General features: G+C 66.7%; 14 protein-coding genes. 8 read left to right on the top strand and 6 right to left on the bottom strand.

Features of this window, described 5'->3' with window-relative positions:
* The first annotated feature begins 11 nt into the window (after window positions 1-11).
* Together ACTWQN_RS03735 and ACTWQN_RS03730 are read left to right on the top strand one after the other, a co-directional pair.
* Window positions 12-1301 carry a YrhB domain-containing protein gene (locus ACTWQN_RS03735; RefSeq protein WP_443201881.1) on the top strand — a complete coding sequence of 430 codons (1290 nt, stop codon included), beginning with the start codon at window positions 12-14 and terminating at the stop codon, window positions 1299-1301.
* Between the two features lie 15 nt (window positions 1302-1316).
* A complete protein-coding gene (locus ACTWQN_RS03730) occupies window positions 1317-1868 on the top strand; it encodes a type VII secretion system-associated protein (protein ID WP_443201880.1) in 552 nt (183 codons plus the stop codon).
* A gap of 22 nt (window positions 1869-1890) precedes the next feature.
* Here the strand turns inward: ACTWQN_RS03730 and ACTWQN_RS03725 are convergent, their stop codons facing one another.
* The 5 genes from ACTWQN_RS03725 to ACTWQN_RS03705 all read right to left on the bottom strand — a co-directional run bounded on the left by ACTWQN_RS03725 (window position 1891) and on the right by ACTWQN_RS03705 (window position 5934).
* On the bottom strand, window positions 1891-2067 hold the full coding sequence (locus ACTWQN_RS03725; protein WP_443201879.1) for a mycothiol transferase: 177 nt from the start codon (window positions 2065-2067) through the stop codon (window positions 1891-1893).
* Window positions 2022-3299 (bottom strand): PLL family lectin, encoded by a 1278-nt coding sequence (locus ACTWQN_RS03720; RefSeq protein WP_443201878.1) that lies wholly within the window; start codon window positions 3297-3299, stop codon window positions 2022-2024. Before ACTWQN_RS03720 ends, ACTWQN_RS03725 begins: the two co-directional genes overlap by 46 nt.
* A 151-nt stretch (window positions 3300-3450) precedes the next feature.
* Window positions 3451-4566, bottom strand: coding sequence for a sensor histidine kinase (locus ACTWQN_RS03715; RefSeq protein ID WP_443201877.1), 1116 nt, complete (start codon window positions 4564-4566; stop codon window positions 3451-3453).
* On the bottom strand, window positions 4563-5327 hold the full coding sequence (locus ACTWQN_RS03710; protein WP_443201876.1) for a response regulator transcription factor: 765 nt from the start codon (window positions 5325-5327) through the stop codon (window positions 4563-4565). Before ACTWQN_RS03710 ends, ACTWQN_RS03715 begins: the two co-directional genes overlap by 4 nt.
* Window positions 5328-5478: 151 nt before the next feature.
* Window positions 5479-5934 (bottom strand): transposase, encoded by a 456-nt coding sequence (locus ACTWQN_RS03705; protein WP_443201875.1) that lies wholly within the window; start codon window positions 5932-5934, stop codon window positions 5479-5481.
* A gap of 17 nt (window positions 5935-5951) precedes the next feature.
* On the opposite strand from ACTWQN_RS03705, the gene ACTWQN_RS03700 reads away from it, so the two are divergent.
* Entirely contained in the window at window positions 5952-6548 is a 597-nt protein-coding gene (locus ACTWQN_RS03700) for a hypothetical protein (RefSeq protein ID WP_443201874.1), read from the top strand.
* Here ACTWQN_RS03700 and ACTWQN_RS03695 read toward each other — a convergent pair.
* Window positions 6517-7473, bottom strand: coding sequence for an AraC family transcriptional regulator (locus ACTWQN_RS03695; RefSeq protein ID WP_443201873.1), 957 nt, complete (start codon window positions 7471-7473; stop codon window positions 6517-6519). The genes ACTWQN_RS03700 and ACTWQN_RS03695 overlap by 32 nt on opposite strands.
* An 82-nt stretch (window positions 7474-7555) precedes the next feature.
* Here ACTWQN_RS03695 and ACTWQN_RS03690 point away from each other — a divergent pair, with 82 nt between their 5' ends.
* The 5 genes from ACTWQN_RS03690 to ACTWQN_RS03670 all read left to right on the top strand — a co-directional run bounded on the left by ACTWQN_RS03690 (window position 7556) and on the right by ACTWQN_RS03670 (window position 11612).
* Window positions 7556-8410 (top strand): NmrA family NAD(P)-binding protein, encoded by an 855-nt coding sequence (locus tag ACTWQN_RS03690; protein WP_443201872.1) that lies wholly within the window; start codon window positions 7556-7558, stop codon window positions 8408-8410.
* 40 nt (window positions 8411-8450) lie between these two features.
* A complete protein-coding gene (locus tag ACTWQN_RS03685) occupies window positions 8451-8696 on the top strand; it encodes a putative antibiotic biosynthesis monooxygenase (RefSeq protein ID WP_443201871.1) in 246 nt (81 codons plus the stop codon).
* Window positions 8697-8831: 135 nt separating this feature from the next.
* Complete coding sequence (locus tag ACTWQN_RS03680; RefSeq protein WP_443201870.1) at window positions 8832-9263, top strand: hypothetical protein; 432 nt, start codon at window positions 8832-8834, stop codon at window positions 9261-9263.
* 90 nt (window positions 9264-9353) lie between these two features.
* Entirely contained in the window at window positions 9354-9776 is a 423-nt protein-coding gene (locus ACTWQN_RS03675; RefSeq protein WP_443201869.1) for a hypothetical protein, read from the top strand.
* A gap of 393 nt (window positions 9777-10169) precedes the next feature.
* Window positions 10170-11612 carry a cation:proton antiporter domain-containing protein gene (locus ACTWQN_RS03670; protein ID WP_443201868.1) on the top strand — a complete coding sequence of 481 codons (1443 nt, stop codon included), beginning with the start codon at window positions 10170-10172 and terminating at the stop codon, window positions 11610-11612.
* Window positions 11613-11652: the final 40 nt, after the last annotated feature.

The following is an 11652-nucleotide window of genomic DNA, read 5'->3' as shown; positions in this document are numbered from 1 at the left end:
TCGAGGTGACGATGAACGACAAACCCGGCCGCCGGGCGGGGGACTGGGTGGACCGCACCTATGGCGGACTGGTCACCCTCGCCGGCAAGGAGCCATTGGTCGAGGGCGAGCGGACGCTGCTGTTCGGCTGCGACTACGCGGGCGGCTCCACCGAGCCCCTGCTTGCCGCCACCATCGCGGTGCCCAGGGATGGCGGAGAACCGTTCCCGGTGGCCAACTCGGATCCGCTGGATGAGGAATTCAACGCCACCGGGCCGGAAAACCCCGGTGCGCAGCCATGGCGCTGGCGGGTCAACGCACGTGGCTGCGTGGTCGCGACGGACGCGGCGGTGGATCAGTACCCGGCCTCGGCGTTGCCGTGGCATCCGCTGGACGAGGCGCCGGGCTGGTGGGACCGGTTGCTCGCCGGTCGCTTCCCTGGCGCCGAGGTGGCCACCTGCTCGACGTGGGACGACCTGAGCGGGGCGATCCTGGAAGGCGGTCCGGGAACGCGGGGCGTGGTCTGGCTGCGACGGCAGCTCAACGGCGCCGAGGTCACCGGTCATCTGCTCTACGCGCTCTATCACGACGACAACGTCGTTGTCCTCGACGGGCAGCGTGGTTCGCTGGCCCGGCTGGACGACCAGGAGATCGGCCAGCTCACGCTCGCGCGTTTCCACCGTGCTCGCCGGGAAGACGCGGAAAGCGTCACGCCGCCCTGGGAGATCGCCGCGCCGGACCTGGCGTCCGCGATCCACAAGGCGAGCGGCTGGCTCGACTGGACCTATCAGGGCAAGGCGACGCTGGTGCAGCCGGACGCGGACGACGAGATCGAGCGTGGCTGGCTTTTCGCCTGCACCACCAAGCGTTTTCAGGTCACCGGCGACTGGCGCGACCAGATGCTGGACGCCGCGCTGGTGGTTCCCAAGGCGGCGGGGGAGGTGCCGTTCGGGCTGCCCAACGACGATCCGTGGACCTGGCTGCATGACTGGGACGAGCGTGTGGACGGACTTCCGGAGCCGCCGGCCGCCGCGTCCGCGGACTGGTTCGAGCCGACGACGCGCGAACTCGGGCCGATCGTCAGCGAGAGCGCACACTCGCACTGGGGCGGCGCGTTGCGGGAGATCGCGACTTTCCCCATCGACACGAAGGTCCTGGTGTGGGTCCGCCGCCGGGACGGCCGAGGGCGCGAGACCGTGGGCAACCTGCTGGTCGCGACCCATGGCTCCGACGGCGTACGGTTCGTCGATTCGATGGCCGCCGGCGGCTGGCCCGCGTTCGAGGACGATCTCCTCGGACTGCACGTGTTCCGTTTTCGGTGAACCAGGGAGGGTGTCATGAACGACGAGCCGGAACGGCCCGATCCGACGGACAACTGGATGTTCATGGTCGACCCGGCATGGCAGCCCGCGGACGAGGACGACCGGCCACCGATCGAGGCGGTGGTGGGTGGCTGGTTCGTCGCCGAGGACGGGAAAACCAGCCTGTTCATGCCGAATCCGGATTACCAACCCTCGCTGCCGGACCTGCCCACCGACCCGGTCGACGCGGCACTGCAACTCCTCGCCCGCGGTGAGGCCGACGGCGACGAAGTGCTGTCGAAGCTGCCCGAGGTGATCCTCGGAGTCGCCCTGGACGAACGCGATGTGCCGGTCGTCGCCCCGGCCCCGGACGACGTGCTGTCGCTGCTCGTGACCACCTCACCGGCCCGTCGTGCCAGGGTGAACGCGCGGGACTGGTGGGACGTCACAGTGGACGAACTCGCCGATGTCCTGCCCGACGAAGGCATCGACGTCCTGCTCAACCCGGGTGGGCCCGCGTCGATGCGGATCCTGGCGAGCGCGATCAGGCGGTCGGTGGGGGAGGGCGGCGAGGATCGCTCTGGCTGACGACCTTTTTCGGGTGGGTGGGTTACTGGCCTGTGCGGCCGTCGACCCGCTCGCGCAACAGGTCGACGTGACCCATATGGCGGGCGTACTCCTCGATCACTCCGACCAGCACCTCGCGCAGCGACATCGGCCCTCCACCGCTGCCGTGCTGATTCAACGGATCATCGCCGGTGATGTCGAGGCTGGGCGCCTCGGCCACGAACCGCTAGGCGAAGTCCACCTCCGCGCGCCATGCCTCCCGCCGAGATTCCCGTCGGCTCCGGCGAAGTCGTACCACCTGGTGTTGCCTGGGCCGGTCTGGTAGGTCTGCATCACCGATCCGGTCGGGCTCAGTGCGAAGACCGCGAGCCGGTTGTTGGCGTCGGCGACGGCGATGGGCTTGCCCACCAACTGGCCGCCCAGGTTCTGCCAGCCACGCCACGCGTCGGGGCCGTTTTCGACGTTCTCCTGCAGCGAACCGTCCGGTCCCAGCGAGAAGACGTGCAGCCTGCCCTGTCCGTCCATGGCCACCGACGGTCGCTGGGTCATGGTCCCGCCCGGGATCTGGCCGCTGCCCCAGTTGTTCGTGGCGGGTTGTGTCTGGGTGTGCGTCTGGATCAGCCCGTCGGGTCCCAGCGCGAAAATCCTCAGCCTGCCCAGGGAGTCCCGGTAGATCGCCGGATCGGCGCTGGTGTTGCCCGGCAGGGCCTGCCAGCCGTTCCAGGTGGCCTCGCCTGCCCGGTTCTGGTAGTTGCACCACAACGCGCCGTCGGCGTCCCTGGCGACCAGGACGAACCTGCCCTGGACGTCCTGGGCGGCGGCGGGCATGCCCACGAGGCGGTTGCCGCCCAGGCTGTGCCAGGTCTGCGACACGTTACTGGCGGTCGGCGCGGTCTCCGGGTTCACCCATACCGCGCCATCCGTGCCGATCATGAACGCCGCCATGCTGCCCCGTCCGTCGACGGCGACGATCGGCGCGCCCGCGGCGCTTCCGCCGAGGGGACCCCACCCGCTCGGCGGACCCGCTGCGGGCTTGGTCTGGTAGTTCCGCATGATCGTGTTGTCCAGGCTCCGCGCCAGGATCATCAGCCGCCCGGTCCGGTCCAGGCTCGCCGGTCCCGCGGGCAGCGGTAGCACCACCGCCGTCTCGGCGACCGGTACCTGCGACTCCACCGGAGGCGGCGCCTGCGAAGCCGGCCGCGCCGACTGCGTGGGCCGCGGTACCGCCACCTGTTTGTTGGGAGCGGGCGCCGGGCTGGTTGTGCCCGCGGACTGGGTCAGCGGGATTATCTGGCTGAACACCACCAGCGGGGCCGTGATCAGCACCAGTCCGCCGATGACGGCCAGTATCAGCACCTTCTGGTCATTGCGGCGTTCGCGGATTTTGGGGATGGGCATCGTCTGTCCGTCCCAGGCCGTGGGCTGCCCGAACGACACGCCAGGCTGGTTCATCGCCCGGCCGTATTCGTTGGAGGAGTGGCCTTGCGGATCGGGTATTGAGGACGGTGGCACCCGAGACCTCCCACGTCATGTTCGCGATGTGGGTCAGGATGCTATCCGCCACAAGATCGGGACGGAACTCACCCGGTCGGAAACCTGTGGTTCACATGGCGGCAAGGGGAAGCCGGACTTCGAAGCAGCAGCCGCCCGCGACGTTGCGCACCGACACCTTTCCCAGGTGCGCCTGGACGATTCCCTGCACGATGGCCAGTCCGAGGCCACCGCCCCGTTCGGCGCCCGGACTCCGGCGTGCGTCGCCCCGCCAGCCCATGTCGAACACCGAACCCAGGTCTTCCGGTGGAATTCCGCCGCATTCGTCGGAGACCGACACCATCGCCCAGCCGTCCGCCGCCCGGACGTCGACCGACACCGTGGTGTTGGCCGGGCTGTACTGGATCGCGTTTCCCAGCAGGTTGTTGAAGACCCGGGACATCACCCGGTCGTCCACGCGGACGGTGACCGGCTCCACCCTGTTGGCACGCAACCGAACACCGTGGCTTCCGGCGAGCGTGTCGAGCCCGGCCACCTCGTCGCTGACGAGGTCGTTGAGCGCGACCTCGCGCGGGGTGAGCCGCAAGGTTCCCGCCTGGATCCGGGAAAGCTCGAACAGGTCGTCCACCATCTCGGTCAGCCGGTCGGCGTCGGTGCGGATCTTCCGGCAGTAGTACGGCAGATCGTCCACCACACCGTCCTCAATGGACTCCGTGAGCGCTCGCAGTCGGGCCAGTGGACTACGCAGGTCGTGCGAGATCCACGCGATCGTCCTGCGCCGGGACGCCTCGGCGGCCTGCTCACGTCTGCGGGATTCGGCGAGTTTGTCGCTGGTGATGCGCAATTCGCGTGCCAGCTCGGCGAGTTCACCGGTCGGCGGATCGTCGGGAAGCCGAAACCGTTGCTCCGCCCCGAGAAACCGCGTGGCGTCGGCCAGCCGCCGACCGCCCGTCATCACGGATCGCCCGAGCAGCAGGCCGACGCCGAGGGACACGACGCCGGCCACCCAGTTGACCGCCAGGTCCACGGCGACCGGCAGTTGGGCCGACCGCGTCACGAACGCCGTCGTGACCGCGCTCGTGTTCATCGCGCACACGGTGATCACGATGACCGCGACGAGCGAGACCCCCGTGGGATAACGGCGAAGCTGACGCAGTACGACCGCGCCGATGAGTCCGACGCCCACCGACTCGCACACCGCGATCAGCCCGATCACGGATGGGCTCATCGGGATCCGCCCGGGTTCGCATGCCCGGGTGGGTCGAACCGGTAGCCCACGCCCCAGACGGTCACCAGGGCCGTGGGCCGCGACGGGTCGTCCTCGATCTTCTCCCGCAACCGGCGAACATGGACGGTGATGGTGGACGCGTCGCCGAAGTCGTGCAGCCACACCTTGCGCATCAGCTCGTCGCGGCTGAACACCCGGCTTGGATTGTTCAGCAGGTACACCAGAAGTTCGAACTCCTTGTTCGTCATCGTCAGCACCCGCCCGGCCTTGGTGACCACCCGCGCGCTCTGGTCCACCACAAGATCACCGGCACGCAGCAGACCACCCGACCGCGCGGGCGGCAGCGCCATGGTTCGGCGAAGCACCGACTGGACCCGCAGCACCAGCTCGCGCGGACTGAACGGCTTGGTCAGGTAGTCGTCCGCGCCCACCTCCAGGCCGCGCAACCGATCCTCCTCGGCGCCCAGCGACGTCAGCATGATCACCGGGATCTGGCTCCGCGTCCGCAGTTCCCGGCAGAACTGGATGCCGTCAAGTCCGGGCAGCATCACGTCGAGTACCACGAGATCCGGCGTCATCTGGCGCGCCAGTTCCAGCCCGATCATGCCGTCGGACGCCACCACGGCGATGTAGTTCGCCCGGTGCAGGTAGCCGGTGATCACCTGGGCGACCGTCGGATCGTCCTCCACGACCAGAATGCGCGGCCCCCGGGGGCCTGCCCGATCGTCTCCAGCGCGGTCGTATCCTGCGCGATCCGTCATGTCCCGACCCTGTTTCTCGCTGCCAGCCGTCCGGCCCCACGTTCGCACTCCGAACCGCCCGGAACCCATGACGAAGTCGATCACAGGCCCGACCGTTACCGACTTGTGATGCTATTCACGGGCTCGAATTTGTTGGTGACGCCAGGGCAAACTATCGATTAGCTCGTTCAAATCCTGTCGTCCCGACGGCTGGTTTCGTTTGTGGGGTAGTTGTGGTCGCATCCGGTTTGATCCTTTCCCGGTGTTGTTCTTGGGTCAAGTGGGTTGTCACGGCGGCCTCAGCGTGTATCCGCTGGTGGGGTGCTATCTCGGTGGTGAAGGCGCACCCGACGCGCATGACATACCCGATCCCGTTGTCTTGTAAGAAAGTTCGCAGTTGGGGCGAACGGCCGTAGACCTCGTCGCCTGTCGCCCATGGCGGTACCGTGTCATCGGTGATTGCCTCGGCGAGAATGTCTTGTGCTAGTTGGGGTTTGGTGCGGAACTCCACGGTGTCCGGGATGCCGAGCGCGGCCCGGCGGTCAGCATCGGTGATCTGCTCGTGAGGCAGGTAAATCCGGGCGCCTATCAGCGCGTGTCCACTTGTGGTGGCGTACGAGCAGTGCACCGAGGAGAACAGCTGGCATGCCCCCGGGACCACACCACCGGCACCGACACCACCCGCTACGGACACCCCAGGCGCGGGCCTGGGACCGGCTGCATCCCCGCCTGACCCACCGCACCGCCTGGGCCACTCGCCTCGGAAACCTGCCCATCCTGGAGGGCACGGTGATCCGCCTGGAGATGCACCGGTTGCCCTTCGGAGCAACCCCGAAACCGGTGTGGCTCTGGCATTCCCGCATCGACCTCGACCCGGCCATGGTCGACCTGCTCTGGCAGGCGTTCCTGCGCCGGTTCGACATCGAGCACACCTTCCGCTTGTTCAAACAGACCCTGGGCTGGACCCGCCCGAAACTGCGCACACCCGAAGCTGCCGACCGATGGGGCTGGCTGATCTTGGCCGCCTACACCCAACTCCGCCTCGCCCGAGGCTTGGCCTCGGATCTGCGGCGTCCCTGGGAAAACCCGCCGAACCCGAGAAGCTCACCCCGGCCCGGGTCCGACGCGGGTTTCGGCACCTACGCACGAGAGCCGGGTCTCCGCGGGCGCACCACGCCGATGATCTTGATTTCGGTCCCAGGACCGGCGGTCATGTCCGGTTACGGTGGCGTTGTGGACTGATCCCGCGGGCTCGTTTGAAAGCGGCGCTGAGCGCGAACGCGCTGCCATAACCGACCTGACGGGCCACGGTGTCAATCGTGGCGTCCGACTCAATGAGGAGATCGGCGGCCAGGTCGATTCGCCACCCGGTGAGGTATGCCATTGGCGGTATGCCGACGCGGTCGGTGAAGCGGCGGGCCAACGTCGCTCGGGACACCCCGGTCCGCCGGGCGAGCGCGGCCACCGTCCAGGGATGGCCCGGGTCGCTGTGTATGAGTCGCAGGACGGGCCCGACGACGGGATCCCCGTTGGCTCGGTACGAGGCCGGCGCATCGGTATCGGGCCTGGTGAACCATTCGCGGAGGATGGCGACCAGCAGGAGATCCAGAAGTCGTTCGAGCACGAGATCTTGGCCCGGCTCGTTCCGTGCGGTCTCCTCGGCGAGTAGCGACACCAGCGCGGATTCGACGTGGGCGGCACTGGGGATGACCAGAAGCGGCGGCAACGCGCTGAGCAGGCGCGTGACGGTCTCGCCCGGTCCCCGGTACTTGCCGATCAGCAGCACCGACGAGTCGTCCGCGCCGTCGTTGCAGGTTCGCATGCCGTTGACCCAGGTGCGCACACCCATGTCCGCGACTTCGGGCAGTTCCGCGCCCGCTGCGGTCGTCCGCCGGGGGCCGGGCTGAACGACCACCTGGATCGGCGTGCGGGGGTCATCGGCGAAGGTGAACTCGTCCGGGCCACGCATCACCGCGATGTCGCCTTCGTCCAGTCGCACCGCATCGCCAGTGCTGGGTACGACCCAGGGCGTCCCTCGCAGGATGGCTACTACGTTGAGCGGCGCCTTGTCCCGCACCTGCACCGACCACGGCGGGTTGAGGATGGACCGCAGTACGAACCCGCCCCTGACCCTGGCTCCGTGGAGCAGGATCGACAAAGGATCCATCGGCACAGTGTAAGACGCACCATTATGGGACTGCGAGCCTCGACCATGGCCCGAAGCCCGGCATTCCGGTGGACTATGGATCATGACAGCGACCGCGCACACCACGTTGGTCCTCGCGGGGACAGGCAAGACCGGACGCCGGGTCGTGTCCCGGCTCGTAGCGCATGACGTGCCGGTACGGGTTGGCTCACGGCGTGCTGACCCGCCTTTCGATTGGCAGGACGACACCACGTGGGAACCCGCGCTGCGAGGCATCGACGCAGCTTATGTGGCCTTCTATCCTGATGCGGCGTTCCCCGGCGCGGCTAGGATCGTGGGTTCCTTCGCAGACCGCGCGGTGGCCTGCGGCGTCCGGCACCTCGTCCTGCTCGCTGACCGCGGCTCTGCCGAGGCCGAGCGGTGCGAACAGGCAGTGCAGGACTCTGGCGCGGAGTGGACCATCGTGCGGGCCGGGTTCATCACGCAGAACTTCAGCGAGGCGTTCCTCGTAGAGCTGGTCCGGGCCGGTATGGTCGCGCTTCCGGTCGGCGACGTCGTGGAGCCGTTCACCGACGCGGAGGACATCGCGGATGTCGCCTTCGCGGCGCTGACCGAGAACGGCCATGCCGGCCGGATCTACGAAGTAACCGGACCAAGGCTGCTCACCTTCGCCGATGCCGTCGGCGAGATAGCGAGGGTGACCGGCAGGGAGGTTCGTTATCTGCCGGTCACGCCCGAGCAGTTCGTCTCGTCGCTGACCGGACGAGGTGTGCCGGTCGAGTACGCGACGCAACTGGTCGGCCTAATGGTCGAGGTCTTCGACGGCCGCAGGGAAAACGCGACCGACACCGTCGAGCGCATTCTCGGCCGGCCGCCCCGCGACTTCACGGAGTATGTCCAGAAGACCGCCGCAACCGGAGTCTGGGATGCCCATTCTGAGTCCTCTGGCGGAGCCTGACGTGCTGGGGAAGTCGGGGCACAGCTCGACCAGGCCCGACATGACCATCGGCGGCCGCGGTCCGCATCGCCTGGTTCAGATGCTCGCCATGTGGCTGTCGATCTACCCGGCCCTGACCCTCGCGTTGTGGCTCTTCGAGCACTTCGGCTTGTCGCGGCTCGCCCTGCCGCTGCGCACGCTCATCCTGACCGCCGTACTCGTGCCCACCATGGTCTACGTACTGATCCCCGGGGTCACGAACGCGCTAAAGCGCGCGACGCGAGTCGGGTCATCGGCAAAGTCGTGATATGCCGAGCTCTCCTGGGCTACTCGGCCCGCCCGTAGCACCAGCGATGTACCACGAGCCGATCCCCTGTACCGCGCCAATACTCGATACAAGCACGTGACCAGGTATTTCTCTGGTCCGACGACATTGCTTGTCGTGCTCGTCGATCGCGTCACCGAGGGAGTCAGAGTCGCCGAATGGGGGCATTGCGAGCGACAACTGTGGTTGGGTGAGGTGGCCTTGATCGAGACCCTGGTGTGGTCGATGGTCATGCCGCGACGAACGACAGCGGGTACGGCGACATCGCGCGAAACGATGGCGGGAACGACGATGGGCAATAAGGTGCGCGTCGACAACAGGATCGCCAACGATATTGCCGACGGCCGGGCGTGGACACGTGTCGGTGAGATGCGCGTCCCGGGGACAACGTCACCCTTCCGGACTGCGAACAGGGATAAGACGGCGGACCGCGCACTGCGACTGCGACTGATTGATGCATCAACTGGACTTGCTGGTCACGTTCCTACTCGCACAAGCCGGCAAATCATGAGTGCCCTGCATCACCGACGCCAGGACCAGGGAGAGTGACCTGTAATGTCAAAATTGAGCTCTCACCGGGTACGTCCGATTCTCTACGTGTCATTGACAGCCGTTCTTGCTGTTGTGCTGGGAGTGGGTGTGGTCGCCGACCAGACGGGGGAAGATCCCAAGTCCGTCCAGGCGCACGGTTCGATTACGAGTCAGACCATCACTGGGCCTGCGTGCACGTCGCCGGTTGGCAGATGCTTTGTCGCCACCTTCAAGGGAACTCTCCAAGGATCGGCCGAGTTCGTCGGGAACAGCATTACGCAGACTTCGCAGCCGGGCATGATGTTGATCAACGGAAACTTCGTCATTCACGACAAGCACGGAGACATGGCCTGCCTTGAGGATTCACTGCTCAACACTGCTCCGGGAAGCGATGGGGAGTTCGTTTTCCTCTGCGAGATCACCGGTGGCACCGGGAAATGGGCCGGTGCGTCCGGCTACCTGCAGGCCACCGGGAATTTGAAAGGAATGAACGGTGCCGCGGACTACATCGGTAAGATGAGCGTCAAGTAGTAGCCCGGGTGCTGAAGTAGTCCGGCCCGCCATCGGGCGAGGCATGGCAAACGCGGGTTGGTGTCTGCCTTCGGGCGCAACCGCCGGAGTATTCTTTTCCTGTTCGTTGATCGAGCGCATGAGGAATGCTCATGCGCAGCGGGGGTGCGCGACGGGGAAGCGGACCGTGCTGGGATTCTTGGTCGACACGGATATCGACCAGTAGGCGCTGCCCGAGTACGGTATGAGCATGGTGCCGGCCAGTACGTCGGCGGATTCGAGTTCGGCCAGTTCGAGCTGCAGGAGCTGTGGGCAAGGGGCCTGAGTAAGTAGACGGATACCAGTCCTTTGCTGGTTCCGCGTATTCAACACAGGTCAAATTTCCATTCGCCCAGAATGAGGGGGCTCAGCGGCGTGTTGGCGAACGAGCAAGATCAGGCAGGGCATGAGGCCGCGACCAGCTACCGCGGCCATCGTGGAGGTCGGCGCCTTCTGCTAATAATTGGAGGAGCGCTGCTCCTGATCGGGCTGGTCGTGGTGGGGCTCATTCTGCCGCGGGTAGTCGCGGACGTCGCCCACATCGACCCGCTCGCGCGGTTCTTGATCGCGATGGCGTTGATCGTCCTACTTTGCCACCTCATGGGGGGACTGCTGCGGAAGCTCGGTCAGCCTGGCGTGATCGGAGAAATTCTCGGGGGAATCGTGCTGGGACCGTCGGTGTTCGGGGCGCTGTGGCCCGGCGGCCGCGCCTGGATGTTCCCTCCGGAAGTGGTGGCAGCACTGGAGATGGCGGCTCAACTCGGGCTGGTGACCTTCATGTTCATGCTCGGCTGCGAGCTGCATGTGCACCATGCACGTATTCACCGCAAGGCCGTCGGATTCGTCGTCGTCGGCGGCATCAGTTTACCCTTCGCCGGTGGGGTGGCCGTTGCGGTGCTGGCGCAGCCGGTGCTGGCTGGGCCGGTCCCGCACTCGGTGACCTATCTGCTGTTCTTCGGCCTAGCGGTGTCCATCACGGCGCTTCCCGTGCTAGCGAGGATCCTGGTTGACCTGAAGTTGGACGGCCAAGAGTTGGGTGTGGTCGCGCTGACCTCCGCGGCCATTAGCGACGGCATCGCATGGCTGGCGTTGACTGTCCTTCTCGCCGCCACCGGAACCGGCGGCACTGGACAGATCATCACCACGGTAGGCCTCGCCGCTTCGCTGACGGCCTTTGTCGTGCTTTGCGTCCGCCCGACGCTGGCCTGGGTGTTGCGGTACACGACGCGGTACTCGGCCGCCGACCAGCTTCTTCTTCCGCTGCTGCTGTCCGGCGCGATCGCGTTTGCCGCCGCCACCCACCTCATCGGCCTGCACCCGGTGATCGGGGCTTTCCTTTTCGGCCTCGCGGTTCCCCGCAGATCTGCCGTGGTAACGCAAATCATTCGTCAGTTGCACGGATTCACGGTGCTCGTCTTGCTGCCGTTGTTCTTCGCGGGAGTAGGCCTGAGCACGTCCATCGGGCTACTGGGTGACTCCCCGGCTCACTGGTTGCTGTTCGGCGTGGTGCTGCTCGTTGCCATCGTCACCAAGTTCGCCGGCACGGCTGGCGCCGCCCGGCTTGCGGGAATGCCGTCGAGTGACGCGTTGCGGCTCGGCACCCTGATGAACTGCCGTGGTGTCACCGAGCTCGTCGTGGCCACGATCGGCCTACAGAGTCAGATCATCAACACTCTGGGGTTTACCGTCCTCGTCCTGGTGGCACTGATCACCACGGCAACAACCGGACCGTTGATGCAGCTGTTCACCCCGCGCCCGGCAAACCAAGACCCGCAGAACGAGCCGAGTGTGCGTGAGCTCGACGGCCTGGTCAGATGACCGACCCGGAGGGTCGTTCGCAGCGCGCTCGGACTGTCCA

The organism is Saccharopolyspora antiqui (assembly GCF_052246905.1).
Taxonomy (GTDB): Bacteria; Actinomycetota; Actinomycetes; order Mycobacteriales; family Pseudonocardiaceae; genus Saccharopolyspora.
The sequence above is the reverse complement of the archived record's forward strand: the minus strand, read 5'-3'. Positions and strand labels throughout refer to the sequence as shown.

Excerpts from the sequence above, each read along its gene's own strand:
- ACTWQN_RS03715 (WP_443201877.1), bottom strand. The coding sequence starts at position 4,566 with ATGAGCCCATCCGTGATCGGGCTGATCGCGGTGTGCGAGTCGGTGGGC.
- ACTWQN_RS03720 (WP_443201878.1), bottom strand. The coding sequence starts at position 3,299 with ATGAACCAGCCTGGCGTGTCGTTCGGGCAGCCCACGGCCTGGGACGGA.
- ACTWQN_RS03695 (WP_443201873.1), bottom strand. The coding sequence starts at position 7,473 with ATGGATCCTTTGTCGATCCTGCTCCACGGAGCCAGGGTCAGGGGCGGG.
- ACTWQN_RS03710 (WP_443201876.1), bottom strand. The coding sequence starts at position 5,327 with ATGACGGATCGCGCAGGATACGACCGCGCTGGAGACGATCGGGCAGGC.
- ACTWQN_RS03685 (WP_443201871.1), top strand. The coding sequence starts at position 8,451 with ATGACCATCGGCGGCCGCGGTCCGCATCGCCTGGTTCAGATGCTCGCC.
- ACTWQN_RS03730 (WP_443201880.1), top strand. The coding sequence starts at position 1,317 with ATGAACGACGAGCCGGAACGGCCCGATCCGACGGACAACTGGATGTTC.
- ACTWQN_RS03700 (WP_443201874.1), top strand. The coding sequence starts at position 5,952 with ATGCCCCCGGGACCACACCACCGGCACCGACACCACCCGCTACGGACA.
- ACTWQN_RS03690 (WP_443201872.1), top strand. The coding sequence starts at position 7,556 with ATGACAGCGACCGCGCACACCACGTTGGTCCTCGCGGGGACAGGCAAG.
- ACTWQN_RS03735 (WP_443201881.1), top strand. The coding sequence starts at position 12 with ATGAACGACAAACCCGGCCGCCGGGCGGGGGACTGGGTGGACCGCACC.